27 protein-coding genes are annotated in these 26,766 nt (G+C 57.2%); 8 read left to right on the top strand and 19 right to left on the bottom strand.

What is annotated here, in order from left to right:
• Positions 1-6: 6 nt before the first annotated feature.
• The 6 genes from JXO48_07930 to JXO48_07905 all read right to left on the bottom strand — a co-directional run bounded on the left by JXO48_07930 (position 7) and on the right by JXO48_07905 (position 7,657).
• A complete protein-coding gene (locus tag JXO48_07930) occupies positions 7-468 on the bottom strand; it encodes a MaoC family dehydratase N-terminal domain-containing protein (protein MBN2283804.1) in 462 nt (153 codons plus the stop codon).
• A 27-nt stretch (positions 469-495) separates the two neighbouring features.
• The gene (locus JXO48_07925) at positions 496-2,289 is read right to left on the bottom strand and encodes a long-chain fatty acid--CoA ligase (GenBank protein ID MBN2283803.1); all 1,794 of its coding nucleotides are present in this window, start codon (positions 2,287-2,289) and stop codon (positions 496-498) included.
• A gap of 73 nt (positions 2,290-2,362) precedes the next feature.
• Positions 2,363-2,974, bottom strand: a complete 612-nt coding sequence (locus tag JXO48_07920) for a TetR/AcrR family transcriptional regulator (GenBank protein MBN2283802.1) — start codon at positions 2,972-2,974, stop codon at positions 2,363-2,365.
• Positions 2,975-3,281: 307 nt separating this feature from the next.
• Entirely contained in the window at positions 3,282-4,625 is a 1,344-nt protein-coding gene (rimO, locus tag JXO48_07915; protein MBN2283801.1) for a 30S ribosomal protein S12 methylthiotransferase RimO, read from the bottom strand.
• A gap of 1 nt (position 4,626) precedes the next feature.
• Positions 4,627-6,858 (bottom strand): DNA translocase FtsK 4TM domain-containing protein, encoded by a 2,232-nt coding sequence (locus tag JXO48_07910; GenBank protein ID MBN2283800.1) that lies wholly within the window; start codon positions 6,856-6,858, stop codon positions 4,627-4,629.
• The gene (locus JXO48_07905) at positions 6,851-7,657 is read right to left on the bottom strand and encodes an undecaprenyl-diphosphate phosphatase (protein MBN2283799.1); all 807 of its coding nucleotides are present in this window, start codon (positions 7,655-7,657) and stop codon (positions 6,851-6,853) included. Before JXO48_07905 ends, JXO48_07910 begins: the two co-directional genes overlap by 8 nt.
• A 222-nt stretch (positions 7,658-7,879) precedes the next feature.
• Here JXO48_07905 and JXO48_07900 point away from each other — a divergent pair, with 222 nt between their 5' ends.
• The gene (locus JXO48_07900) at positions 7,880-8,296 is read left to right on the top strand and encodes a single-stranded DNA-binding protein (protein MBN2283798.1); all 417 of its coding nucleotides are present in this window, start codon (positions 7,880-7,882) and stop codon (positions 8,294-8,296) included.
• A gap of 99 nt (positions 8,297-8,395) precedes the next feature.
• On the opposite strand, the gene tatA is transcribed toward JXO48_07900, so the two are convergent.
• Positions 8,396-8,587 carry a twin-arginine translocase TatA/TatE family subunit gene (gene tatA / locus JXO48_07895; protein ID MBN2283797.1) on the bottom strand — a complete coding sequence of 64 codons (192 nt, stop codon included), beginning with the start codon at positions 8,585-8,587 and terminating at the stop codon, positions 8,396-8,398.
• Positions 8,588-8,724: 137 nt separating this feature from the next.
• A complete protein-coding gene (locus JXO48_07890; protein MBN2283796.1) occupies positions 8,725-9,612 on the bottom strand; it encodes a DUF4115 domain-containing protein in 888 nt (295 codons plus the stop codon).
• A 243-nt stretch (positions 9,613-9,855) separates the two neighbouring features.
• Here JXO48_07890 and JXO48_07885 point away from each other — a divergent pair, with 243 nt between their 5' ends.
• Positions 9,856-10,656, top strand: a complete 801-nt coding sequence (locus JXO48_07885) for an inositol monophosphatase (protein MBN2283795.1) — start codon at positions 9,856-9,858, stop codon at positions 10,654-10,656.
• A gap of 4 nt (positions 10,657-10,660) precedes the next feature.
• On the opposite strand, the gene JXO48_07880 is transcribed toward JXO48_07885, so the two are convergent.
• The 4 genes from JXO48_07880 to JXO48_07865 all read right to left on the bottom strand — a co-directional run bounded on the left by JXO48_07880 (position 10,661) and on the right by JXO48_07865 (position 13,361).
• Positions 10,661-10,936, bottom strand: a complete 276-nt coding sequence (locus tag JXO48_07880) for a Fis family transcriptional regulator (GenBank protein MBN2283794.1) — start codon at positions 10,934-10,936, stop codon at positions 10,661-10,663.
• Positions 10,937-11,158: 222 nt separating this feature from the next.
• Positions 11,159-11,686 carry a hypothetical protein gene (locus tag JXO48_07875; protein MBN2283793.1) on the bottom strand — a complete coding sequence of 176 codons (528 nt, stop codon included), beginning with the start codon at positions 11,684-11,686 and terminating at the stop codon, positions 11,159-11,161.
• 24 nt (positions 11,687-11,710) lie between these two features.
• A complete protein-coding gene (gene moaC / locus JXO48_07870; protein ID MBN2283792.1) occupies positions 11,711-12,190 on the bottom strand; it encodes a cyclic pyranopterin monophosphate synthase MoaC in 480 nt (159 codons plus the stop codon).
• A gap of 133 nt (positions 12,191-12,323) precedes the next feature.
• Positions 12,324-13,361 (bottom strand): nitronate monooxygenase, encoded by a 1,038-nt coding sequence (locus tag JXO48_07865; protein MBN2283791.1) that lies wholly within the window; start codon positions 13,359-13,361, stop codon positions 12,324-12,326.
• Positions 13,362-13,698: 337 nt separating this feature from the next.
• Here JXO48_07865 and JXO48_07860 point away from each other — a divergent pair, with 337 nt between their 5' ends.
• The 3 genes from JXO48_07860 (at position 13,699) to JXO48_07850 (ending at position 17,319) form a co-directional block, all read left to right on the top strand.
• Positions 13,699-15,228, top strand: coding sequence for a YifB family Mg chelatase-like AAA ATPase (locus JXO48_07860; protein ID MBN2283790.1), 1,530 nt, complete (start codon positions 13,699-13,701; stop codon positions 15,226-15,228).
• Positions 15,229-15,367: 139 nt separating this feature from the next.
• Positions 15,368-16,444 carry a branched-chain amino acid aminotransferase gene (locus tag JXO48_07855; protein MBN2283789.1) on the top strand — a complete coding sequence of 359 codons (1,077 nt, stop codon included), beginning with the start codon at positions 15,368-15,370 and terminating at the stop codon, positions 16,442-16,444.
• Between the two features lie 185 nt (positions 16,445-16,629).
• Positions 16,630-17,319: an outer membrane lipoprotein carrier protein LolA gene (locus JXO48_07850; GenBank protein MBN2283788.1), complete on the top strand. Its 690-nt coding sequence runs from the start codon at positions 16,630-16,632 to the stop codon at positions 17,317-17,319.
• Positions 17,320-17,396: 77 nt separating this feature from the next.
• Here the strand turns inward: JXO48_07850 and JXO48_07845 are convergent, their stop codons facing one another.
• The 3 genes from JXO48_07845 to JXO48_07835 are packed head-to-tail and all read right to left on the bottom strand — an operon-like array spanning position 17,397 to position 19,917.
• Positions 17,397-17,843: a CGGC domain-containing protein gene (locus JXO48_07845; protein MBN2283787.1), complete on the bottom strand. Its 447-nt coding sequence runs from the start codon at positions 17,841-17,843 to the stop codon at positions 17,397-17,399.
• Positions 17,840-18,853 (bottom strand): 4Fe-4S cluster-binding domain-containing protein, encoded by a 1,014-nt coding sequence (locus JXO48_07840; protein MBN2283786.1) that lies wholly within the window; start codon positions 18,851-18,853, stop codon positions 17,840-17,842. Before JXO48_07840 ends, JXO48_07845 begins: the two co-directional genes overlap by 4 nt.
• A complete protein-coding gene (locus tag JXO48_07835) occupies positions 18,850-19,917 on the bottom strand; it encodes a hypothetical protein (protein MBN2283785.1) in 1,068 nt (355 codons plus the stop codon). The genes JXO48_07840 and JXO48_07835 overlap by 4 nt, the downstream gene beginning before the upstream one ends.
• Positions 19,918-20,072: 155 nt before the next feature.
• On the opposite strand from JXO48_07835, the gene JXO48_07830 reads away from it, so the two are divergent.
• Both JXO48_07830 and JXO48_07825 read left to right on the top strand, forming a co-directional pair.
• Positions 20,073-21,329, top strand: a complete 1,257-nt coding sequence (locus JXO48_07830; GenBank protein ID MBN2283784.1) for a glutamate-5-semialdehyde dehydrogenase — start codon at positions 20,073-20,075, stop codon at positions 21,327-21,329.
• The gene (locus tag JXO48_07825; protein MBN2283783.1) at positions 21,326-21,976 is read left to right on the top strand and encodes a nicotinate-nucleotide adenylyltransferase; all 651 of its coding nucleotides are present in this window, start codon (positions 21,326-21,328) and stop codon (positions 21,974-21,976) included. The genes JXO48_07830 and JXO48_07825 overlap by 4 nt, the downstream gene beginning before the upstream one ends.
• A 57-nt stretch (positions 21,977-22,033) precedes the next feature.
• Here JXO48_07825 and JXO48_07820 read toward each other — a convergent pair whose 3' ends face one another.
• From JXO48_07820 to JXO48_07805, 4 genes are all read right to left on the bottom strand, one after another.
• Positions 22,034-22,330, bottom strand: coding sequence for a hypothetical protein (locus tag JXO48_07820; protein MBN2283782.1), 297 nt, complete (start codon positions 22,328-22,330; stop codon positions 22,034-22,036).
• 326 nt (positions 22,331-22,656) lie between these two features.
• Complete coding sequence (locus tag JXO48_07815) at positions 22,657-23,412, bottom strand: SagB/ThcOx family dehydrogenase (protein MBN2283781.1); 756 nt, start codon at positions 23,410-23,412, stop codon at positions 22,657-22,659.
• Between the two features lie 66 nt (positions 23,413-23,478).
• On the bottom strand, positions 23,479-24,405 hold the full coding sequence (locus JXO48_07810) for an alpha/beta hydrolase (protein MBN2283780.1): 927 nt from the start codon (positions 24,403-24,405) through the stop codon (positions 23,479-23,481).
• Positions 24,406-24,479: 74 nt separating this feature from the next.
• Positions 24,480-25,466, bottom strand: coding sequence for a TGS domain-containing protein (locus JXO48_07805; protein ID MBN2283779.1), 987 nt, complete (start codon positions 25,464-25,466; stop codon positions 24,480-24,482).
• A 351-nt stretch (positions 25,467-25,817) separates the two neighbouring features.
• Between JXO48_07805 and JXO48_07800 the strand changes: the two genes are divergently transcribed.
• Complete coding sequence (locus JXO48_07800) at positions 25,818-26,756, top strand: endonuclease/exonuclease/phosphatase family protein (GenBank protein MBN2283778.1); 939 nt, start codon at positions 25,818-25,820, stop codon at positions 26,754-26,756.
• Positions 26,757-26,766: the final 10 nt, after the last annotated feature.

Here is a 26,766-nt window from a genome sequence, read left to right as displayed (position 1 = left end):
ACTTCCTTATGACCTCTCGATAAAAATATTGCTGATCGTGACCACCAGTTCGTCCTTCTCATCGTAAAAATTCTGTTTCATTTCGACGAAGGTCATGGTGCCTCCCCGCTTCCCTTCCTTCTCGTAAATGTCACCCACGACGATCTCGCCGCGCAGAGTTTCCCCTGCGCAGACAGGCCGTTCATAAATGATCTCAAAGGTTCCATGCACGCTCTTCCCGGGATCCATGCCCAGCTGAAGCGACGTCTCCAGCACATAGTTGTCCGAAGGCATCTGGAAACTTGAAGCGATGGGAAAGGTCACCGGCGCAAGCACATCACTGAAGCCCAGGGCCCGGGCATACTCCCTGTCCCGGTACACCGGGTTGGGATCACCGATGGCACCGGCGAATTCCTTTATTTTTCCTCTTTCGACGGGAAATTCTAATTCTCCTATTTTTGTTCCCGCCATGTCCTTTTTCACCGCCATGTGGTTCCTCCTTTCCGCTGCCGCCGGTCATGAATAGAGATCGTCGATCTCGGCGGCATATTTTTCGATGACCGCGTAGCGCTTTATCTTGTTCAGACTGGTCAGATCACCGGCCTCTATCGACAGGGGTCGAGAAAGGATGGCGAACTTCTTGATCTGCTCAACCCGGGAAAAGGTCGCGTTGATCTCGTTCACCTGCCTTTCTATTTCATTTCGCAGTTCCTGTATCGCGAGCAGGGATTGATAGGTGTCGGCGACTCGTCCCTGTTTCCGCGCAAAGGCAATCCCCTCGTCCAGGTTGAGCGTCAAAAGTGCCGTGAGATATTTCCGGCCGTCACCGACGACGACGGCGTGTTCGACGAGGGGAATGCTCATAAGTGAGGCCTCTATCTTCGCGGGGGTGATATTTTTCGCACCGGAGGTGATGATGATGTCCTTCCTGCGGCCGGTGATGAAGAGATAGCCATCCTCATCAATATAGCCAAGATCACCGGTGTACAGCCATCCGTCACGGAAGGTTTCCCTCGTGAGCTCGGGATCTTTGTAATACCCGGGAGAGACCACATCACCCCGCATCAGTATTTCACCCTCACCGGATAGTGAAATTTCGATGCCGGGAAATGGAATGCCCACCGATCCGAAGCGCCTTTTTTCCCGTGTTTCAATGGAGCCCATCCCGTGGGATTCGGTCTGCCCGTAAACCTGGCATATCCAGACACCAAGGGAGAAGAAGAAATCTATGATCTCCTTTGACGATACGGCGCCGCCCGTCATGAAATGACGGGCGTTTTCAAATCCCAGTGGGGCCAGGATCTTGTCGATGACCAGCCGCTTAGCCATCCAGTGACGCACCTTCAGCCGGAAGGGGATACGCCTTTTTTCATAGATCGTCCGGTTGAACTGCATTCCCGTTCTGAGGGCCCAATCGAATATCCTCTGTTTTTTCAGAGACATTCTGTCCCGCTCCCCCATGATCGCTTCGTATATCTTTTCCCAGGTCCGCGGCAACCCGACAACGATCGTCGGCTTTATTTCCCGTATTTCTTCCAGCGCCCTGGAGAGGTCCGCGAAATGCACGACCGCCCCTGTCTCCATTGGTGTCATCAGGGAATAGCTCCGCTCGAATACATGGGAAAGCGTCAGAAAACAGGTGATGTTAACCGGATCAGCCAGGGCATCGAGGAATTTCATGGAGGCGGCAGCACTTTTCGCAGCGGCACAACAATTCCTGTGGACGAGCATGACCGCCTTCGGAGGACCGGTTGTACCGGACGTGTATATAAAGGCCGCCACGTCCTCGGGGGTCACATTCCTTCTCACCCTGTCCAGTTGTTCGGGCGTGATCCCGCGTTGCATCCACAGAAATTCTTCCCGTTTCATGAAACCGGTGTCATCGGGAAGGTCGAAATCATCGGGAATTATGATCTTTTCAAGCCGGTGACAGTGCTTCAAAGCCGACTGGACCCCGGGAAGGTATTCGCTGCCGAGTATGATAAAATAGCGAACCTCCGCATGATCCACGATATAGGCGATCTGTTCGCTGCTGCTGGTAAAATAGATAGGGACCGTGATACAGCCGATGGTCATGATGGACATGTCCGTCACGAACCAGTCGGGCGAACTGGTCCCGATAATCGCAATCCTGTCCCCCTTTTCTGCACCGAGCGCCAGGAGCGCCCGGGAGAACTCGGCAATGCGCTCCCCGTATTCGCTCCAGGTAATCCCATTCCAGCCTGCCCGTCCGTCATGGTATTTCAGATACACACGATCAGGCGATTCCGAGATACGTCTCTCCAGAAGCTCGGCAACGGTAAACGTCATATGTTCCACCCTCCGATATTAGCTTTTACTATGGCCTCAATAGTAACTACTAACTTTTAAGGGAAAAAATATATCACTCAATCTTCAGCATGCTGTGAATGATCTCGAAGAAGACGTCATTGAAGCTCTGTTGAAATCCCCCGAGTTCCTTGAGAGCGACCACCGTAAAGTACTGATTGACGAAAAACCCCGCAAGGATGCGAGCATCAATGGTGGACCGTATCCTTCCTTTCTCTTTTGCCGCCTCGATAATGCGCCGGACACCCTCTATGCTGGCATCCATGAAATCCATGAACACCCTTTCAAATTCCGGTTTGTCCCGATAACTCAGCAAATGGACAAGGAACATTGATTTATGGGGATTGTTCTCAACGAAATCGATATACACACGGGCAACGCCTTCCAGATATCCGACCTCGTTATCGACAGTGTTTTTGTAGACCTCCCGGTATGCCTCCAGCAACTCATCGCTGATCGACCGGAAGCAGGCCAAAAAAAGCTCCGGTTTGCTTCCAAAGTGCTTGTACATGATCGGTTCGGAAATCCCCGCTTCCCTGGCAATCTCCGCCGTGGTAGCCGCATTGTAGCCCTTGGAATTGAACACCCGGATCGCCGCATCGAGTATTTCCTGATGCCGTCGTTCATATTCGAGATATCGCTCTTTTGTTTTATCTACTATATTCATTGTCTTACGAAAATATGCCCCGCGGAGGGCCCCCGGATCTGAGATATATATTGTCCACTAATGATGGGTTAGTGATTACTAATGTTTTTTCGGACTGTCAAGAAAAATTTCTCTTACCGCCTAAAAAACGTCCGTATATATAAAGCATTTATCGTACATAGTAAAATGGGTTCCCCATGAGCAGGAAGCTGCTTTCTATACGGCAACAATATATGAGTAGTTAATACTGTGCACCAGGGAATTCATGAGCAGACTGGATGCCGGATCACGTCCGGCATGACAGGTGATACGGTTCGTCACCGCAATATTACGGGTTGTTAATGATTTTTCCATGCAGATCATAGACATCGGCGGCGGTTATTTCGCAGAGGACGATGTCTCCCGTTCTTCCCCCGCCCTTCATATAGGTGACGCCGTCGATGTCGGGGGCCTGCCGGCGCAGGCGTCCCACATGATCGTACCCGGGAATGTCCGAAGGTTCCTCGATAAGGATCTCCTGCCGGGTCCCGACGAGCGTTTCGTTGATCTCACGGGATATCTCCGCCTGCTCCTCCATGATCAGGCCGCGGCGGCGGTCCTTGGTCCGCTGCGTCACCTGGCGGGGCAGACCGGCAGCCTTCGTCCCTTCTTCCCGCGAATAGGTAAAAACACCGAGGTGATCGAACCGCGTCTCCCGCGCGAAATCCCGCAGCTTCCTGAACTGCGCCCGCCCCTCGCCGGGGAATCCCACGATGAGGGACGTCCTCAGGGCCACGCTGGGAATGATGTCCCGCGCGCGGGCAATGACCGCCCTGATCGAGCTCTCGCGGTCCCTCCGGCCCATCATTTTCAGTATATCGTCGTCGATATGCTGAATGGGTATGTCGATATAGTCGCATATCTTTTCCTCACCGGCGATCGTTTCGAGAAGCTCCGTGGAAACGCTTCCGGGATAGGTATAGAGAAGCCGGATCCAGGCGATGCCGTCGACGGAGGCCAGTTCCCTCATCAGCGTCGGCAGCGCCGGTTTTCCTTTCAGGTCAGCGCCCCAGGCCGTCGTTTCCTGGGCCGTCAGGATGATCTCCCGTATCCCCCGCACCGCGAGCCCCGCCGCTTCCTTCACGATATCGTCAGGTTCGCGGCTTCGGAAGCCCCCCCGGACAAGGGGGACAACACAGTAGGAACACCGGTTCGAGCATCCCTCGGCGATCTTCAGGTAAGCGCTGCGGCATCCCCCCGGGAGGAGCCGCGGGTGATGCCGGGTCATGAGAAAGTCCGGTCTGCCGACGACACAACGGGGGATCGCCCTTCCGTTCTCCACCAGGGCCGTCGTCAGCTCGGTGATCCGGGGCACCTCCCCGGTGCCGATGAACAGATCGACCTCAGGCAACTCTTTTTCCAGGATCGCCCCGTACCGCTGGGGAAGACAGCCGGCGACGATCAGGTACCGGCAGCGTCCCTGTTCCTTGAGAGACGCCGCCCGCAGGATCACGTCGATGGATTCTTCCTGTGCCGGCCGGATAAAGGTACAGGTATTGACAAGAATGATATGGGCCCCTGATTCCTCGTCGGTGACCCGGAAACCGCCCTTTTCAAGAGCGGCGGCCATTACTTCGGAATCTACAAGATTCTTCGGACAGCCAAGGCTGATGATGTGTATCCGTTCTTTCAATTTATTCCGGCAGTTTCCCCGCCAGCACCTTGCGCGGTTTGGCGCCGTCGGAAGGCCCGACGATCCCTTCGGCCTCCATTTTTTCGATGATCCGGGCCGCCCGGTTGTATCCGATCTTCAGGTACCTCTGGACCAGGGATATCGACGCCTGCCCGAGGTCGGTCACGAGTTCCACCGCCTCGTCGTACTTCTCGTCGAATTCCTCATCACCGAAGCGTTCATCGCGGACCTCGGGGTTATACTCGGCGATCGATTCATCATAAGCGGGAGTCTGCTGGGCACGGATGAATTCCACGATCCTGCCGATCTCCGCATCGGAAACATAGGCGCCGTGTATCCGGGTCAATTTCGATATCCCCGGGGGAATAAAGAGCATATCCCCCATGCCGAGGAGCTTTTCCGCCCCCAACTGGTCAAGGATGGTCCGGGAATCGACCTTTGACGATACCTGGAAGGATATGCGGGTGGGAAAGTTGGCCTTTATGATCCCCGTGATGACATCGACGGAGGGCCGCTGGGTGGCAATGATGAGGTGTATCCCGGCGGCCCGGGCCATCTGGGCCAGGCGGGTCAGGGATTCCTCCACGTTGCGCTGTGCCACCATCATGAGGTCGGCAAGCTCGTCGATAACGATAACGATATAGGGCAGCCGTTCGGGGGGTGGTGTTTCCTCGCCCGGTTCCCCCTCGCCGGTCCCGGTCTCCTTCTGCACCACGGGAACCGCCTGTCCCTTGTCGACGAAGCGGTTATAGGATTCAATGTTCTTGAATCCCGATTCACCGATGACCCGGTAGCGTCGCTCCATTTCCTCCACGGCCCATTTCAGGACATGGGAGGCCTTCTTGGGATTCACCACAACGGGGTGAAGGAGGTGTGGAATGCCTTCATAGGCGGACAGTTCCAGGCGCTTCGGGTCGATCATGAGGAACTTCACCGCCTGGGGGGTCGCCTTGAAAAGAATGCTGCATATCATGGCGTTCAGGCACACGCTTTTCCCTGAACCGGTGGTGCCGGCTATCAGGAGATGAGGCATTTTCGCGAGATCGGTGATGACGGGATTCCCCACGATATCCTTGCCCAGGGCGATGGGCAGCTTGATCTTCGTTTCCAGGAACTCATCGTTGTCTATCACGTCGCGGAGGTGGACCAGTTCTCTTCCTGGATTGGGTAGCTCGACACCGATCACCGATTTCCCCGGGATGGGGGCTATGATACGGATGTTCTGGGCCTTGAGCGCCATGGCCAGATCGTCGGAAAGGTTGGTCACCTTGTTTATCTTCACACCCGCCGCCGGTTCCAGCTCGAACATGGTGATCACCGGTCCCGGCTTGACCTCGACGACCTTTCCCTCAACACCGAAATCGGCCAGTTTCTTTTCAAGGATCCTGGCGTTCATGATGAGGCTTTCCTTGTTGACCGCCTTGCTCTGCCGTTCGATCTCGTCGAGGAGCTTCAGGGGAGGCACTTCAAAGGTGTCACCGGTCCCGAGGAATTCAAATGCCGTCTGCCGGTATCTCTTTTTTTCGCTCACCTTCTCACGGGGCACCGCCTCTTCGACAATGACGGGGGGAGGCTCCCTGCCGATCTTTTTCTTTTTTGGTTGTGGGGGTTTTTTCTTTCGTCTCAGTCGCTCCATCCTGATCAGGAAGAACGTGGAGGTCCGGGATATCGCCGCCGCTGAGACCGCGACGAGGCGTTTCGACAGGGAAACGAGGGAAACGTCGAGGGTCACCATGAGGGAGATGAGCAGGATGACGGTCAATACGATGTGCGCCCCCACCGCGTTGATGTATGAATTCAGTATCTTTGCCGTGTGATACCCGAGAAGCCCGCCGGGATCGAGGGTATCGTAAAAGAACGAACGAGTCGCGTACCGCTCCGACAGGAGCGAGGCCGTTGAAACGATCAGCCCGCCGAACCCCAAGGTAACAGCGAGATTGACCGAAAAAACCCTGTTCCTGAAGAAATTGAAGGCCAGGACGACGAGCAGCAGAGGAAAGAGATAGGACGATATGCCGAAAAGCCGCAGGAAGGAGTCGGAAAGGTAGGAACCGACAAATCCTCCGTAATTGGCTATCCGGTGCAGTTTATCGGGCCGGTGCGTGAAAGAGGGGTCACCGGGATGGTATGACACGAGGCACACGACAAGGAAGACTGCCAGGGCGAGCAGCACCACGCCGGCGATTTCCTTGGAACGTCTGTATTCTTTTTTAACCTCTTTTACGTCAGCCATGGGCGACGGTCCTCAGCACCAGGGTGGCAATACCGACGAACCAGCAGTAATAGGCGAAAATCCTCAGTTTCTGAGCCTTTATTATAAAAAAGAGGACTCTCAATGTCAAAAACCCTGTGATCGCCGCGACGACGGCACCGGCGAAATAGATTCCCAGCTCACCGGCCGGCACGGCCCCCGCGTATCGCGACTCGTAGACCATCGCACCCGCGACGGCAGGTATGGACATGAGAAAGCTGAATCGTGCCGCTGTCTCACCGTTCAACTTTCTGAACATGCCGGCGGCGATGGTCGCGCCGGATCTCGATATGCCCGGGATCAGGGCGATCCCCTGAACAATCCCCACAATGATCCCGTCGGTAAGGGTCAGGTCGCTTTCCTTGCGCTCCGCCCCTTCCACCCTGTCGGCCAGGAACAAAAGAAGCCCCGTCACCAGGAGCATGGCGGCGGCGATCCCCGCGGAAGCGAAGAGGTGGTGCACCCTGTTTTCAAACAGCAAAGCGATGGCCACGGTGCATGCCGTACCGGTAACGATATAGAGGGCGATCCTCCTCCGTACCGGCACCATTTCTTCCGCACCGGGAGGATCCACCGATCCCGGCAGCAGCGACCGGAGGATGGCGGCCACTTCGGAACGCAGAAAAAAGACAATGGCCACCAGCGTGCCGAAATGAACCATGACATCAAAGAGCACACCGGGCTGCCGGAATCCTTCGATGTATCCCTGCGCGATTACCAGGTGACCCGAACTGCTGACGGGGAAGAACTCCGTCAGTCCCTGTACGATTCCAAGGAGCACTGCCTCCCACAGGTTCAAGATTCAGACCGTATCCTTTCCAGAATTCCCGCTCCCGGCACCGTTCCACCTTTCCCGTTACATGAAATCATCAGTTTGTACTTCTACTTAATATTACCGTCGAAGTCAACCGGGAATGTGGTCTCAAAGCCTCATGGATAAATGATTTGCCAAGATGGAGCGAGTCGTGTAAGATGCTTTGAAATTCTGAGCAAGGGGGGTCCCATGATCAACAAGGCAATACTTATCGGCAGGCTGGGCGCGGATCCGGAGGTCCGGTACACCCAGGACGGAACGATGGTGACGACTTTCAATCTCGCCACGAACGAGCAGTGGAAGGACAAGAACGGGAACAAGGAACAGCGGACGGAATGGCACCGGATCGTAACGTTTCGAAAACTCGCCGAAATATGCGGCAACTACCTTTCCAAGGGAAGTCTTGTATATATTGACGGCAGGATCCAGACACGGACCTGGGAGGACAAGGAAGGCAACAAGCGGTATACGACGGAGATCGTGGCACAGAACATGCAGATGCTTGACAGGAAGGATTCCGACGGCGGTCAGGCCCCGGGAGGCTGGGAGTCCGGTTCGGGGTCCTTTTCCGGGTCACAGGCACCTGATGACGACGTGCCCTTTTAGATGAGAAGGCCCGTGCCGCGTAAAGAATGAACGGCGCCTTCAGCGATGGAACGGCCGTGAAGGATGCGGTAAGAGGCAGGGGGGCCAGCCGAACAGCCGTCAGTCCTTCTTCTCGATCTTTTCCGTATCCTTCTTGCCGCCCGATTCATCCTGTTCAGTGACTGATTTCTTGAAGTTGCGGATGCCCTTTCCGATGGCGCCGCCTATCTCGGGCAATTTCCCCGCTCCAAAGATGATCAGGATAATCACGAGGATTATCAGCAACTCGGGCATTCCAAGACCACCGAACATATCTTTCTCACCTCACTCGGCAGGGAGTGTCTCCCCGCACGTATCGTATTCACGAAACTACTGGATTGACCGGGCTTTGTCAAACTATCTTTCCCGGATCACCATTCACTTCCATCTTCCGGTCCGGCCGCGACGGTTCAGGGAGCACCCTTCTCACGGGGGAGTGTCAGAAGGACCACCTCACCATGTTTTCCCAGAGAACCGAGCGGTTCTCCGTTGAAGGTGATACGAACACCGCTCGCATTCCCGACGATCATGACGAACTTGTCCGAGGCATCCCTGGAAAGGGTGTCACCCGGTTTCATCAGTATTTCAAAGGGAAGATCATCATCACGGGTTATTTCAAGCCAGGTCCATTCCGTCGCTTCGATATGCAGGTGATGAGAGGTATACTGCGGCGTCTCCGGGGGTTGCGGTTCCGGGGCGGGCGGGACGATCGGTTCCGGCATCGCCGTTTCCTCGGGTGCCGGCGCCTCCTCTCCCCTGATGACCCCCGTGTCCTCCGGCACCGGCGGCTCCACCGGTGAACCCGCCACGGGCATGGTATCCGGCCGATCCGCCTGCTCCATCACCACACCGACCTGCTGTGTTATCCCCGATGAATCATTCCCGGAAAAGAAATATTGGTAGGAAAAGAACGCAAGGGCGCAGAGGATCAGAACAACGAGAAGCACGATACCGCGCCTCATTTGCGACCGGGCTTCCTTTCTGCTGCTCTCCCGCCTGAGACGGCCCCTCTCTTTTTCAGCCGTGTATTCGTTGTACCGTTTGAGAACATCGAGGCCTTCCGCGCCGAGAAACCGGGCATAGGTCCCTATGAACGCCCGTGAATAGACCGGTTCCGGCAGAAGCTCAAAGGCCTCGTTCTCGATGGCCGTGAGAACGGAAGGACTGATCCGCGTCTCACTGGAAGCGGCCTTGATCGATAACCCCTTCGATTCCCGCAATTGCCTCAAGCCCGGCGGGGATTTCTCTTTCTCCGGGACTTCGGTCGCTGATTTCTGTACCTCTTCCTCGTCCTTCATCGACACCTGCATACTGTAAAAAAGTTATGCATCCTCTATCATTAAATGCGAAGCGAGGCAACAGAAATGCTTTCGTATTTCCTGATTTTCCCCGGTGCGGCCGCGCTTCCCAACGAGCGACAACGGCGGCCACCCCTGTAATCATCTTGAAGATTATTCAATTATGAAGTAAGGGCATGGGTCAGAACCTTCATATGCCGGTAACATATTCCCCGGCCGAACATCTTTTACGGGAGCCCTTACATGTCCGAATACGGAGAATTTGCACAGGCCCTGGCGCGGGAAGCGGGCGCGTTGCTCAAGGAGCGGTTTCACGGTCCTCACCGGGTGGCGTACAAGGGGGCGATCAACCTGGTGACGGAAACGGATACCCTGTCGGAGGAACTGATCATATCGCGCATAACCGGGGCCTTCCCCGAACACGACATCCTCGCCGAGGAATCCTCCCCCATTCGGAAGGGGTCTTCCTATCGATGGATCATCGATCCCCTGGACGGGACCACCAACTTCGCCCACGGTTTTCCCCAGTTCTGCGTCTCCATCGCCTTTGAGAAAGAGGGACGGATCATACTGGGCGTCATATACGATCCCCTGCTCGATGAGCTCTTCATCGCGGAGAAGGGAGCCGGGGCCTTTCTCAATGAAAGGCGCCTCGTCGTTTCCGATACGAAAGACCTTTCGAAAAGCCTTCTCGCGACGGGATTCCCTTACGACATCAGGACAAACCCCGACAATAACATCAATTACTTCAATGAACTGGCGCTGAAGGTCCAGGCGATACGCCGCGCCGGTTCCGCGGCGCTTGATCTCGCCTATCTGGCCGCGGGCCGCTTTGACGGTTTCTGGGAATTGAAGCTGCACCCCTGGGATACGGCGGCCGGCTGGCTCATGGTGGAAGAGGCGGGGGGCATCGTCACCGGCATCGACGGCGGCGGGTTTTATCTGGAATCACCGGGCATCGCGGCGTCAAACGGGCATATCCAGGAAGCATTGCTGTCCGTCCTGCGGGAGACGGATCCCCTTGACCACCGTCTTGTCCGGTGAATCATCATCCCTGAATATCGAGCTTATTGATCTTGCTGTGGAGGGTGTTCCGGTTGATACCAAGGAAGTCGGCGGCGGCTTTCTTGATGTTATTGGACCTGCGCATGGCTATCTTGATCAGGCATCGTTCTACCAGGCACAGGACCTCATCATAGAGTTTGCCGTTCTCTCCGTTGCCGGAATCAAGGAGCGTGACGATCTCTTCAAGTCTCTTTTCGATCACTTCTTCAATGGCGGGAAATGAGGAAATGTTTACAGTATCGCGATCACGAACACTCATTAAAAAACTATCCTTTTTTGAAAAAAGAAAAACACGACCACTTCATAGCGGGATATCGCCACACAGATATTTCAGCAAAGGGGTTGAAAGGTCCCGGGCACGCACCACCTGCCCCCCTTGATCGGGCCCGGGATTGTTCACCAGCCGCACTGTGAGGAAAAGTGAAACCGAGTATAGGACCTTTTTATGACGCCGTCAATACATAAAAATAAAAAATCCGTCTCACGGTGCTGAAATCGTCAACTTCAGGAATATCACCACCATCAGGAGGACCACCGCCACCCACGACGCGACGATATCGGCCGTTCTCCTGACAGGTTTTTCGATAAAAGCGGACACTCTTTCTTCGACATTTTCATTTCCCACACGGCCGGCAATGTCCCGTACCAGTGATACAAAATTCTCATGCGAGTTGGGAAGGATGTGAAATCCCTTCTTCGCCGTCAGCAGGAGGTAGGCCTTCTTCCCGACGGTCATGATATCCACGTTGATGATCTCTTTCCAGGGCACCTCTTTTTTCCGCAGGAATTTCTCGATCCGGAGTTTTTCCTCCCCGATGGTCGTCCGCCGGTAGAGCGATTCGAAAAAAATATAGAGCAGCGGTATACAGATCAGGATCAGGATGATCCGTTCGGCCAGGAGGCTTTTCGTCATGAAGGAAATGATTATGAGCGCGAAAAGAAGCAGCAGGTCGATGCTGAAGGGGATCATGAACAGTTTCCGCGTCCGGTAGGTATGTGGTGTTTTCATCGGCATTCACCGCAGGAGGTATGTTCATTTATTGCGCACATATGTGCCGCTTCTCCCGCCGCTTTTTTCCATCAGCATGATGTCGGTCAGGATGATCTCCCGGTCCGCTGATTTGCACATATCGTAGATCGTCAGGGACGCCGCGCTGACCGCCGTCAGGGCTTCCATCTCGACACCGGTCCTTCCCACGGTTCGCACCCGTGCCTCTATCGTTATCTCGCCCGCCGCAGCGTCGATGGTGAATTGAATGTCGATCCCCGTCAACTCCAGGGGGTGACACAGCGGAATGATATCGCCCGTGCGTTTGGCGGCCATTATCCCGGCGATCCTCGCCACCCCGAGGACATCGCCCTTCTTCATACCCCCGGCCTCGATCTCTTTCACCGTTTCCGGCTTCATCAGGACCCGTCCCCGGGCACAGGCTTCCCTCAGGGTCTGCTCCTTCTCGGTCACATCGACCATGCGGGATTTGTTATCTTCATCGAGATGCGTGAACTGGGCCATATAACTACCTGTTCCGGTGTCCTCACGATATCATCGCGCGGTGACGAAGGCTAACACAGTTGGCGGGGCCCGTCAAGCGCAACGACCGAGCCCCGGCAACCGGAGTGATAAAGGCTGGATGTCGGATCGCCTCTCAGGCCAGTTTCTCACCAAGGCCCGCGTGCAGGGACCGTGCCTCCGCAACGATCCGCTCGATCAGCTCTGCCACGGTCGGTTCATCGTGAACGAGGCCGGTCGCCTGGCCGACGGGGAGCAATCCCTTCGTCACATCTCCGTCTTCCGTGGCGATCTGTATGGCCTTGAAGGCATTCGCAAAATAGGCAAGTTGCTTGGCGTTCTTCCATCCTGAGAGCATAACGCCCACAAAAAGCTTCACAAAGGGAAGTCTCAGCTGGTTCGCGATGATCCGGGCATTGAAAAAGGCCGCCGGAAGGTCAAGCCCTTTCCGCAGGGCCTTTCGCGCCCCCTCCGTATCCATGATACGGCACCAGAGCCCGTCAAATCGCCGTGAGTATAGTGTATCGTAGACATCCTTTTCAATGGTCAGACGCTTGATATGCTGGTGAACGACGCTCTCTTTCGTCGTAATGAACCGGGTCCCCATGGCAACACCCTCGGCACCGAGCGTCAGCGCCGCCGCAAACCCCCGTCCGTCGGCGATCCCACCGGCGGCAATGACCGGAATGTCGAGCGCGTCAACAAGGCTCGGGATGAGCAGAAAGGTGGTTACCGCCTCTCCGTGACCGGCCGCCTCGTTACCGGTGGCTATGACCCCATCGGTCCCGTAGTCCTGGGCACGCTTCGCGTGATGGAGGTTCGTCACCGTGGCAACCACCTTGCCCCCGTATTTGTGGGCCTCACGGACGAGCCAGTCTCCCTTGCCGAGAGCAAAGTTTATCAGGGGGACCTTTTCTTCCAGCAACACCTCGGCGTTCTTGTTCCCGCCGGGAAGCAGGAGAGAGGCATTCGCCCCGAAAGGCCTGTCGGTCAGCGATCGTATCTTCCGAATCGATTCCCGGGTCTGATCGGGATCAAGAGGGCCCGTCGCCAGGATTCCCAGCCCTCCCGCATTTGAAACGGCGGCTACAAGCTCCGGCACACTGATCCAGCTCATCCCAGACAGAAAGATCGGATAGTCGATCCCCAGAAGTTCCGTAATGCGAGTTTTCATAAGTATTCCTCCTTTTTTCGCCCTGCCATGCCGCCCCATACCCATACCCACTCTTGAAGAAAAGATAAAGCACATTTTTCCCTCACACCTAAAAAACCCTGGGGATCCGGGGGTCGGGGGTCGGGATTCGGGATTCGTAATCCATAATCCGTAATCCATAATCCGTAATCCGGGGGTCGGGGGGTCGGGGTCGCCGTTCAATTTATCCTTACAGGGCATTGCAAATTGACACATCAGCGAACATCATGAAATAACAGGACAAAAGGCGAACAAAAGCCTTGCCAAAGCGCGTCCGCTTCACTACAATAGCCGGACAACAGGCACGGGGGGATTGCCAGTGATCGTTCGCATTACGAGCAGCACCATTATCGGGATAGATTCCTTTCCCGTCGATGTCGAAGTGGACATAGCCTGCGGTCTGCCCCATTTCTCGACGGTCGGACTGCCCGACATGGCGGTCAGGGAAAGCAAGGACCGCATCCGTTCCGCCATCAGAAATTCCGGATACCGGTTTCCACAGGACCGGGTGACCATCAACCTGGCCCCCGCCGATATCAAAAAAGAGGGGGCCGGTTTCGACCTGCCCATCGCCGTGGGCATCCTCGCCGTCGAGGAAATCGTAAAGCCCGCGAAACTCCGTGATTTCATGATCCTGGGAGAACTGTCCCTGGACGGCAGGATAAAGGGTGTCCCCGGCGCCCTGTCCGCCGCTTTTCTCGCGCGCAAGACGGGGCTTGCGGGAATAATCGTCCCCGAAGAAAACGCGCCGGAAGCCGCCGTGGTCGAGGGCGTAGAGGTGATCGGCGCCGGGCACCTGAGCGATGTCGTTGAGTTCCTGAACGGAACGACCCCCATCGAACCCTTTACCGTCGAACGGGAACAGCTGTTCCTCCGGTTCCCTTCGTATCCCTTCGACTTCGGCGATGTGAGCGGGCAGGAGCAGGCGAAGCGGGCCCTGGAAGTTGCCGCCGCCGGGAACCACAATATCCTCATGATCGGCTCGCCGGGCTCGGGAAAGACCATGCTCGCCCAGAGGCTCGTCACGATCCTCCCGGAACCGACCTTTGAGGAGGCGATCGAAACAACAAAGATATTTTCAGTGGCCGGCCTGCTCGAAAAGGAGAACACCCTGGTGGCGCACCGTCCCTTCCGGGCGCCCCATCATTCCATTTCCGACGCGGGACTCGTCGGCGGGGGCCAGATACCCAGACCGGGGGAGATCAGCCTGGCCCACAACGGTGTCCTCTTCCTCGATGAACTGCCCGAGTTCAGGAGAAACGTCCTGGAGGTACTGAGGCAACCCATGGAGGACGGCCGCGTCACCATCGCACGCTCTTCGATCTCCATCACCTACCCGGCCAGATTCATGCTCGTGGCGGCGATGAATCCCTGCCCCTGCGGGTATTACATGGATCATCGCAGGCACTGCCGCTGTTCCGCCCAGCAGATCCAGCGATACCGGGGACGGATATCGGGGCCGCTCCTCGACCGCATCGACATACACATCGAGGTGCCTTCCGTCGAGTACCGGCAGATCTCGGCGCAGTCACCGGGAGAGAGTTCACGGAACATCAGGACACGGATCGAAAAGGCACGGTCCCTTCAACAAGACCGCTTTGGCGGTAACGGTATGGCTGGCAACGCTTGCATGTCCAGCAGCGATATCCGTCGCTTCTGTTCCCTCGACGCCGATTCCCGGAGACTCATCGAGATGGCCATGGATAAGCTGGGCCTGAGCGGCCGTGCCTATACGAAGGTCCTCAAGGTCGCCCGCACGATCGCCGACCTGGAAGGCGACCAGCGGATCCGATCGCATCATCTGTCGGAAGCGATACAGTACAGAAATCTTGATAGAAGCATTTTTTAATGCTATTGTGCGGAAATCTTAGAGGGGACATGCCCGGAAAGCGCCTGAGGCAGCGGCTTCCCCGTGTTCCAGATGAGCACGACAGTGGACGGGCCGGAAGATCGGGCTGAATGCAAGCAATCCCAGAGGAGACAGCACCATGGAAATAACCCTGACAAAAGTCGCCCCGGAGAAAATGAAATCCAAACCCACCGATGAATCGGAACTGGGGTTCGGGAAGGTGTTCACGGACCATTTCTTCATCATGCATTACACCCGTGAAAAGGGGTGGCACGATGCCTCGATCGAACCCTATCGGCCCCTGACCCTTGACCCCGCATCAATGTGTTTTCATTACGGGCAGGAAATATTTGAGGGCATGAAGGCTTACTATGGAAAGGACGGGGCCGTCCATCTCTTCAGGCCCGAGGAAAACATCAAGCGGATGAACGTCTCCGCCGAACGGCTCTGTATGCCCACGGTGGATAAACAGGTGTTCATGGAAGCCGTGACACGGCTGGTGCTTCTTGAAAAGGAATGGATACCCCGGGGGGAAGGCACCTCGCTCTATATCAGGCCGACCATGATCGCCACTGAACCGGCACTCGGCGTGCATGCCTCAAGCGATTACATCTTCTTTATCATCGTCGGTCCCGTGGGGGCTTACTACGCCCATGGGTTCGGCCCGACCAAGATCTATGTCACCGAAGAATACGTCAGGGCCGCCGTGGGTGGAGTGGGATACTGCAAGGCGGCGGGGAATTACGCGGCGAGCCTCTACGCAACCCAGAAAGCGAACAAGATGGGGTACGCGCAGGTCCTGTGGCTCGACGCACGGCTTCACAAATACGCGGAGGAAGTGGGAACGAGCAATATCTTCTTCCTCATAGGCGAGGAACTCGTTACGCCCCGTCTCTCGGGCAGCATTCTGCCGGGGATCATGAGAAACTCCGTGCTCACCATGGCACGGTCCTGGGGGGTCACCGTGACGGAACGCCCCGTGTCGATCGACGAGATCATGGAGGCCCATGACAAGGGGACCCTCCTGGAGGTCTTCGCGTCGGGGACGGCAGCGATTGTGTCGCCCGTGGGAGAAATTTATTATAAGGACCGCGAGTACAGGATCAAGGATGGCACAACAGGCCCCCTGACGGAACGGCTCTATCGAGAATTTCTTGATCTTCAGTACGGCGAAAAGGATGATCCTTTCGGTTGGAGGATAACGATATCGGAATAGGCTGCCCGCTGTCCACAGAGCTGTTGACAACTCTGTGGACAGTGCTGTTGATACGGGTAAAATCATATTCATTTCTCATATTTTGAATGACCCAGCACAATATCCGGGCACAAAAAATTTAATAATAATTACCGGAAGTTATTTCTTACATTTCGATTTTCCACAGGATTTCTCTCCAGGAGCATATGAATTCCCGGCAAGAAATATGTTATCAACTGTTCACCGCCGCGCTGCTGATCGCCGCCGTGATCTGCACCTGGGGTTCCGCGGCCTTCGGGAACGGTCCCCCGCCCCTTGCCGAACTGATCGATCGCGTTCAGGAACAGTATGACGGAACGACGGACATACGGGCGTCCTTCGTTCAGGAATCATTCATTGCAACCCTGGGACGGACCATCCGGGAGGAAGGCGTCGTCTTCATCAAAAAACCGTCCTGCATGGTCTGGGACTATCAACACCCCGCCCCCAAGAAACTCGTCGTTAATCCGGAGAAGGCCTGGCTTTACATACCGGCGGACAATATGGTCTACGTTCAGGATTCACGGCGGATCCTCACCTCGAAGATCACCCTGCGGTTCCTCGCCGGGATCGGAAAATTCACGGAGGACTTCACCATCACCTACGCCGAACCCGCCGTCGATGCCGCGGGGCAGTATGGACTGATACTGACACCGGCCGATTACGCCGAGGGTATCAAGACGCTCCGGTTGACGGTGGAAGATGAGCGATACCGCGTGATCCGGTGCCGCTTTACGGACCTCTACGACAATACAACGGACCTCTCTCTCGAAAACATCGAAACAAATACCGGCCTTCCCGATCCGCTCTTCAGCTTCACCCCGCCGCCGGGAGCGGAGGTGTATGAGGTCCCCTGATCCCCGGGTCCTTCGCGTACACGTCGCAATGGCAAGGGGTAACGCCGGGCGCCACGGGGGAACTTCTCACGAAGCCGTCAATCGTAGGCCCGCCGAATGGTATCGTCAGCCATGATCGGATCCAGAAGGGGTTCGGTCGCCGGATCGTCCCAGGTACCGAGGGATGTGTGCATGTCGAGGTATTTTTTCGGGATCGGGTGCGTGCCGACAACCACCTTTACGGGATATCGGGCCTCCAGAAACTTCCTGAAAGTGTCAATGTAAGGACAGGGCGGATACCCGACGATAAAACCCGTGGCCAGGTGGATGACCTGCGCCCCGTTCTTCACCATTTCTTCGCCGGCGTATTCAATATTCCCTCCCGGGCATCCATCGCAGGTGGTGAATCCGACCAGTTCCAGCGGGGTGTCTCCGTATATGCTGAAGGCACCTTCCCGGTTCTTCATGGCCCGGATGCATTTTCCTCCGGCGCACCGGCGGTAGCGATCACAGATGATGATCCCTATTTTCGTTATGTCGCTCATGTTTCACCTCTCGACGTTTCTGTTGGCTCCTTTGTATCACCGGGGCCGGCCCATTGAAAGGGTTTTCCCCGGTCAAAGTCGGGAGCGAGCGCCAGGTCGCTCACTTCCTGCACGAAGAGGTATTCGAATCCCAGGTCGAGTGCTTCATTCACCACTTCTTCATACTCCCGGCGTGTCACCCTCCTTCCCAGGACGGGATCATCCGCCACGGGAGGCACCGGCGTGTACTGGGACATGATACTGAGGGGCACCGCCGCCGACAGGTGCTCCCTGATGAGCCGCAGCACCCGGCGGCTGTTCTCCATACTTCCGGGCAGGACCAGGTGCCGGATTATCATGCCCTTCCTCATAATCCCCCCCTCGAACTCCGGCTCAGGCCCCACCTGTGCCAGCATTTTTCCGATCGCCGCCAGGGCCGTCTCCACATAATCCTCGACCCCGGTGAAGCGCAGGGCATCCTCCGCGAGCCCGAACTTGAGATCGGGCAGATAGACATCGACGATCCCCTCAAGGAGATCGATGACATCCGGGTCCTCGTAGCCGCCGCAGTTATAGACAAGGGGCAGCGAAAGCCCCTTCTCGACGGCACGGCTGAGGGATCCGACAAGGGCGGCGACCTGGGGGGTCGCCGTCACGGCCTCGATATTATGGCAGCCGTCATCCTGCAGCCGCAGCATTTCATCGGCCAGGGCGGCACCGTCCATCGGCGTCCCCGCCGCCCGGTGGCTGATCTGGTAGTTCTGGCAGAAGCGGCAGCGAAGGTTGCAGGACGCAAAAAAGATCGTTCCGGCACCGCCGCTGCCGGAAATGGGAGGCTCTTCCCCATGATGGGCGAGGACGGAGCTGACGAGGGCCCTGTCTCCGATCCCGCAGAACCCTTTCTCCCCTTTCAGCCGGTTGACACGGCACCGGCGCGGGCAGAGCGTGCAGTCGCACAGCATGGCCGCAAGCCGTTCCGCCCGGTCCCGCAGGATGGCCTGATGATCCTGTTTCCGGTCCCGGTAATTCATAGTTTCTCAACGACCTGCCGCAGCCTGCCGCCGGCAACCAGGTCCAGGAACTGTTCCCCCAAAGGCGCCGCAAGCTCCACGGCCTTCCGCCAGTATGCGATCCTCGTCTCCGGATCACCCGCATAGGTACGGAAATCGGTCCGGTCCGGCACTCTGCCGCCGGGCAGCTTCTCGACGAAGTCCTCCGAGAGATGGACCATCAGGACGGAATCCAGGACTCCCGGACGCGGCTTTCGATAGGGCAGTTTTTTATCCATCCAGGCCGGAATGATCCGTTCCTGATGGTGGAAGAACAGGGTCACCTCCTCATCGGTCGCCGCATACCGCTGATTCAGGTGATAATCCATCAGGCCGCCGTCCCGGTACACGCCCGTACGGGCGCCGTATATATCCCTCACCCCGGAGACGGCAAGGGGGATCGCCGATGTCGCCAGCAGGGCATGCTTGAAATTTATTTCGTTCAACGCAACCGTCTCTCCCCTGAAGGACCTGTCCAGGCAGAAACGGGGAACGATGGGGCCGTTATAAAAGACGACGCGGCTGAAAAACCGGTGCATGAGCGAGCTATGGACGGCATTGGCAAGAAAGGCCGCCCCGAGGCCGGCGCCCAGGATCGGCGGTATCTCGGAGGCCGTCATGGCACGCGACCGGGCCGTAATGACGGCGATGCGGAACCGCCGGTTTCTCAAGGCAAAGGGAAGCGCGTCGTTTTCAACATACTCGTCGATAAGATTCGAGATCGCCCGCAGGATGGTCCGGCGGTTGTCCCGGCGGCTGAACACGAGGGACAGGTATGAATCCACCAGGGCCTGGTAACTTTTTTCAAACTCCGGCTGCAACCAGGCGGCCAATCGAAGGGCCCCCGCCGATGAACCGACAAGGAGGACCGGTTTTCTTCTCCCCAGCAGGTCACTTCGTACGAGGGTGCTGTCGAAACCGGATGCGATGAGCCAGCGGGGGCCGGCGCCGGGACCGATGAAAGTGGTCACCCGGTCTAAATCGAATCCTCCGTCCTGGATCATGGCAAAGACATGTTTTCCCGCCTTGACACGGATATCGCTCATCGGCATTCCCCGCCGGGATCAATTGAAGACCATAGCCCCTGGAATCTTGACAGGGCATTTCATATCCTATAAAGTTCTTTGGTTCAATGCAAAAAGGGCATGAAATTCAGGGCATCGGTCACACCGCACGATGCGGACAGGAGAAAAAGGCACCCATGGACGTCGGCAATGAAGTGATCACCATAGCGAAACAGGCGCGGGCGGCCGCAAACAGGCTTGCAACGGTTCCGTCGAACAGGAAGAACGAAGCCCTTCACGATATGGCGGATGGACTTGTCCGGCAGGGCGACCTCATCATTGAAGAAAACGCCAGGGACCTCTCCTATGCGCGGGAGAAGGGCCTTTCAGCGGCAATGATCGACCGCTTGACGCTGACGGGAACAGCGATCGGCGCAATGGCGGAAGGATTGAGAGAGATCGCGGCCCTTCCCGATCCCGTGGGTTCGATAACTTCCATGTGGAAACGACCCAACGGGCTCATGGTGGGGCGGATGCGCATCCCCCTGGGTGTCATCGGCATCATCTATGAATCCCGTCCCAACGTGACCGCCGACGCGGCGGCCCTCTGCATGAAATCGGGGAACGCCGTCATTCTCCGGGGAGGGTCCGAGGCGATCAATTCGAACCTGGCGATCGCCGGCATCCTTCGGGACGCCTGCGAGAAACACGGCATCCCCGGAACGGCCATACAGATCATTCCCGTCACGGACCGGCAGGCGGTGGAGGTAATGCTTTCCCAGGAAGAATACATCGATCTCATCATCCCCCGCGGCGGTGAGGAGCTGATCAGGGCGGTGGTCCGCCAGTCGCGGATCCCCGTTATCAAACACTACAAGGGTGTCTGCCACGTGTTCGTCGACGAGACGGCCGACCCCGGCATGGCCTGCGACATCTGCATGAACGCCAAGGTCCAGCGACCCGGTGTCTGCAACGCCATGGAAACGCTTCTCGTCCATGCCGGCATCGCCGGGCGGTTCCTGCCGGTCATAACCGAAAAAATGAGGGCGTCCGGCGTCCGGCTGAAGGGGTGCGACAGGACCCGGGCCGTCATCCCCGACATGGAGGCAGCCGGAGAGGAGGATTGGTACGAGGAATACCTGGACCTCATCCTCGCCGTCCGCGTCGTTGAAGACATCGACGAAGCGATGGCCCATATCGAGCGGTACGGTTCGCTGCACACGGAATCGATCGTTACCCGGGACTATGAGAATTCTCAGCGATTCCTGCGCGAGGTCAATTCCTCGACGGTCCTGGTGAACGCGTCGACGCGCTTCAGCGACGGGTTCCAGCTGGGACTGGGCGCCGAGATCGGTATCAGCACCACAAAACTGCACGCCTTCGGCCCCATGGGTCTGGAGGAGCTGACGACGACCAAGTTCATCATTTACGGAAACGGACAGGTACGGTCATGAAATGGGGATTGTTCGGGGGCAGCTTCGATCCCGTTCACTACGGTCATCTCAGGTGTGCCGAGGAGATCATCGAATCGGAGTCGCTGGATCGGATGATCCTGATACCCGCGCTGCAGCAACCGCTGAAAACCGGTGCGGAAACAACCCCCTTTTCTCACCGCCGGGAAATGGTACGGCGGGCCATCGAGGGGGCCCCGACTTTCACCTGTTCCGACATGGAAGGCCGGCGGCAGGGGTCTTCGTACTCGATCGACACCGTATGCGACTTCCGCGAAACGGCACCACCGGGAACCGAGCTCTACTTTATCCTCGGCAGGGACGCCTTTGCCGATATCAGAAAATGGCGGGACTGGCAGGAGCTCCTGACGCTCTGCCACTTTGTCGTCATGACCCGCCCGGGATACGACCGGAGCGACCTGTCAAAGATCCTGCCCCGGGATTGCCCCCTTCGGTTCGTCTATGACGCCCCAGCGGGCGGTTTCAGAGGACCGACGGGATATCTCATCCTCTTTCGGGCCGTCACCCAGCTCGACATCTCTTCCACGGATATCAGAAGCCGTGTCCGGGCGGGGCGGTCAATCCGGTACCTGGTCCCCGAACCCGTCAGGGAATACATCAACGAACAGAAACTGTACCGGGAAACATGACGATATCGCGGCACATCTTCATGTCCGTGCCGTGAAGAACCGGACCGCGCAGTCGATTCAGCGATTGAGCATCAGGACAAGGCGGACCTTTTCGTTCTTTGAACGGTGCCACTGCCGTTCGATTATCCCTTTAACGTAATCATGGACGTTCCTGTAGAGGGCGAGCCTCACGTAACTGAGACCATATATCCTGACCATGGCGCCGCTCTCAAAGGAAACCAGGACATCAAAGGAAAAAATGGGCTTTTTGACCTGCAGTGCCCGATCGTCCAGGAGCGAGAGCTGCACGTCAAGGCAGCCGCCCTGCGGCATGGGCCTGAGAACCCTCTCTCCGGGAAAGAAAAGGACTTCCATTTTCACCCCCCGCGCGCCGGGGGACCTGTCCCGCCGGCGGCACCGCTTCCTGTGACCGAAGCGAAAAATCCCCCTTTACCCGGTCCCGGTTCTTCCGGACCGGTCTCGCATTTTCCTGTACCGATGCGTGTTCGTTTCAGGCTGCCGGTAACCGTCCGGCACCCCCCCTGCGCGGAACGACCCCGTCGAAGAGGGTCAGGTCCTGCTTGCTCTTCTCTTCATAATAGCTGTTCACGATTATGTCAAAGTATTTGAAAAAGTCACGCCGCCGAAATCAAAAAGGATAAGCTCTATCTTCTCCATGGACACTTCCGGTACCGTGTTCCTCACACCCTGCCCACCGGGGCACAATAGACGACGAATTCCTCATCCCCGTCGATCCCCAGGAATTCGTCCATCCCATCCTGGTCATAGGCCGCCACGGCGCAGGTCCCGGCGCCGATCGCCTCGCAGGCAAGATACAGGTTCTGGCAGACGTGACCCGCGTCGATGGCGATCACCTTGTGGGCCGCCGGGCCGTACCGCCATTCCATCCGATAGGGAACGGCCGTCCAGATGAACGTGACGGCCGCCTCGCCCGGATAGGGCTGGCCGAAGGATGCCCTGACGATCCTGCCCGCCAGGCCAGTATCCCGGTACTCCACAAGAAGCTGATGTTCGAGGGGAAGATACCGGTACAGGCCCTGGGCAAGGCCGCTTACGTTGAGAACGCAGAGATAAGTCTCCAGGGCGTGCCGGCACCCGGCCGAGGGGACCGTTCGGTAGGCGTGTCCCGCGTCGATCCGCATGCGGATACCTTGTGTCGCCCAGAGTAGAAAGGACAGCTCATCGAGGGTGAGCGGCTCCTTCAGAAAGCTGCGCCGGCTTCTCCGGTTGTCGATAGCCCTGATGAGGCCGATGTCCCCGATCCCCTTCCAGGAATCCCGTGAAGGAAGATCGATCCTGACGGACCCGGCATCATAAGGTTTTTCAATGGGCGGCGGGGCCTTTCCGAGGCTCTGGTCGGTCCGGGAAAAATCGATCTGTTTCCGGACACTGTCCTTGAGAAAAAACCGGTGCCGTTCTTTCAGGGACTCTTCCATGGCCTTCTCCTTTCCGCCGGGGTAGTGTGTCTCCCGCCTCCCCGGAACACGCCGGCCCGAACCTTGCTATCTTCCTTCCTTTTTCGCATCCGCTTCGCGGGCGTTGTCCGCGAGTGCGTCAATGATGTCCGGCCACAACTGCATGGGGACCGAATGTCCCAGTCCGTCGATTATCATGAGCTTCGCGCCGGCAACGGCAGCCGCCGTCTCGACACCGCATGCGACGGGGATGAGGGGATCATCGGACCCGTGTATCACCAGCACGGGCAGAGACAGGGCCGCAAGGTCCCGTTTTCTGCTTCCCGACGCGATCATGGCCGCCATCTGCCGGGCACCGCCGTCGGGATACACGCCCCTGGCAAAGCTCCTCTCGGCCAGGGTCCTGACGGCCTCTTCATCGATCGGATACCGGTCACCGTTCAGGAGCCTGCATGCTTCGACGAAGACCGACACATAGGCATCCCGCTCTTCCGGCATGGGCGTGAGCAGAAGCGGGTTGACCCCCTGCTTCCGAAGCTGAAGGATCAGGTCCCCCGTGGTGGACATCATTGATGCCAGGGACAGCACCCGATGGGGATACCCTATCGCCATGAGCTGGCCGATCATACCCCCCATCGACACACCCGCTATGTGAGCCGATGAGATCCCCAGCGCGTCGAGAAGACCGACGGCATCACCGGCCATGTCGTGAAGCGTGTAAGGCACCTTTTCCCCCGCCCCCGGCCGTCCCTCCAGGAGGGCCCTGATATCGGGCCGCCCCGTCCAGTCGAGTTTCGTGGACAGCCCCACATCACGGTTGTCGAACCTGATGACACGGAACCCCCGGGACGCGAGCATGTCGCAGAAATGCTCCTCCCAGACGATCATCTGGGAGTTGTACCCCATGATCAGCAGCATGGGCGGATCGCCGGGGTCCCCGAAGGTGTCGTAGGCGATCTCAATCCCGTTCACCCGGGCGAACGATGGTTCCTGATTGTACCGATCATGATACATGGTTCACACCCTGTCGGCCGGCACCGGGGAGGCATCACCGGCGGGTCTTTTCGTCGGAAACAGCATGTGTCACGTCAGGTGTGGATCTCGACGATGTCACCATCCTGCATGACGTAGTCCCGCTGTACCATCTGCCCGTCATGAACTGTAGAACCCCACACCTTTGCGTACTTCAGATTGACGACAAAATCCTTGTGGATCTTCGCGGCCAGTTCGCTCAGGGTGCTCCGGCGGGGAATGATAAAGGGTTCGTTCAGGTCCGGTTCCTTTCCCGGCATTTTTGTGTAGACGCGGATAATATCGGCAATATGATACAGTGTCTTCAGAAATTCACCCAGGTTTCTGCCGGTCTTCACGGAAATCCCGAGGCAGGGGAGCTTCATTTCCGTCAACTCCAGAAATATCTTGAAATCCTCTTCCTCTCCGGGACCGTCCATCTTGTTGGCAACCACCAGGACCTTCTTGAATACGGGCTGCTTCAGGATGTTCTCGGGAACGGAAGATCCCTCGGGAAAGATGCGGAACCCCTCGAGGATGGCCATGACCTCCTCGAACTGCTCAAGCGGATCCGCCCACAGGTCTACCAGGACCGCCACGATGTCGGCCCGACGGATCAGGTCCGCCATAAGGGGATCCACATATTCGGTGGTAACGGGTGGTGTATCGACCAGTTGAAACTGGACATTCTCGTACAGGGCCATGCCGGGCATCGGCTTGTGCGTCGAGTGGGGGAAGTCGGCGACTTCCGGCGCCGCGTTCGTGAGCCGGTCGACCAGGGATGATTTTCCCGTGTTCGGAGCACCGACGATGACAACCTGTGCCGCACCCTCCCTGTCGATCGAATACACCGTCTTATGTTTGGCACTCCCCTTCTTTTTCTGCGATTGCTCCCGGTGCTTGGCAAGGCGGCGCCTGAGGTCGGCCCGCAGCTTGTCCGTGCCCTTGTGCTTGGGCATGATGGCGAGCATTTCCTCCAGGGCCTCTATCTTGCCCTCGGGCGTCTTCGCTTCACGGTACTGTTGTTCGGCGACAAAATAATCTGGCGGCAAATTGGCCGGCATGGATGTTCCATCCTCCAGCAGATCGTTCCGCGATCCCCTCGGGAACGGCTTTACCCTGAACGGGCAACGGTTCATACATACACAAAACAGGGCCGCAGTTCAACCGGTTATGACAGGGAGTGGAATATATGTTGAAGTGAACCCCGTTTTACGGTATTAGGTTTCGTTAACGTGTGAACCTCGCCGCAGGACATGAAAAAACAAACCGGATTTCTTTGATAACCGCCATGTTACATCTTTTCACCTCGCACGCGTCAATGAGAAAGTGCGGTCACCAGGTTCCCTGAACAATCAAACACCATGGACGATTCCCGGTATATGTGAAACAGGAAGCCCTCGGAAGTCGTTATCATGAAGAGTGAAACAGTGAGATCGTTAAAACTATTCTCATATCCATACGAACCGAACACCGGGGGTAACGGATACCGTTTCCCCCAGCTCCGATCACGGGCCCGGGTCTTTCGTCCTCCCGTATCCATCGGGTCGAACCATCTTGGTGCCGCTGAAATGTCTGAAATCATTCAGCCTTCGACGCTCAAGGTGATGACCATCAACGTCGCCCACGGCAGGAAAAACGGATTTCATCAGATCCTGCAGAAAAGATCATCGATACAGGTGAACCTGAACGACATCGTGCGGGTCTTCATGAGGGAGCAGCCCCATGTCATCGCTCTTCAGGAAGCGGATGCTCCATCCCGGTGGAGCGGGCATTTCGATCACGTCGCCTACCTGGCCCGGATGTCCGACTACCCCTTTTCCGTCCTGGCACAACACGTTCAAAAGCGGGTCGTCTCCTACGGCACCGCTCTTCTTTCAAAACTTGACCTTACGAACCCCCTGGCGATTACCTTTCCTCCCTCTCCACCCACGCCGTCGAAGGGGGCGACTATCTGCACCGTCCCCTGGCCGGGAGTTCCCGGCACCAACGCTCATGTGGCATCGGTCCACCTGGATTTCTCACGAAAGTCGGTCCGCCACAGGCAGGTTTCGGAGATCATAGACAACCTGTCATGGCGACAGGGACCCCTGATCGTCATGGGCGATTTCAATTGTGAATGGTCATCCTGGAACTCGCCGCTTCGACGTCTTTCCGAGATACTGAATCTCAGGCCGTACCGGCCGGATGCCGCCGGTCTGCATACCTTTCCGGACCTGTTCATGCGGCTTGACTGGATACTCATTTCCCGGGAGCTTGAATTTCTTTCCCATGCCGTCGTCGACGACGTTATATCGGACCATTTCGCCGTTGTCTCGGAGATCGTTCTGACACAGCCGTCTTCTCCTTATTGACAAAACCGCA

This window comes from Deltaproteobacteria bacterium, from assembly GCA_016933965.1.
Classification (GTDB): domain Bacteria; phylum Desulfobacterota; class Syntrophia; order Syntrophales; family UBA2210; genus JAFGTS01.
The sequence above is the reverse complement of the archived record's forward strand: the minus strand, read 5'-3'. Positions and strand labels throughout refer to the sequence as shown.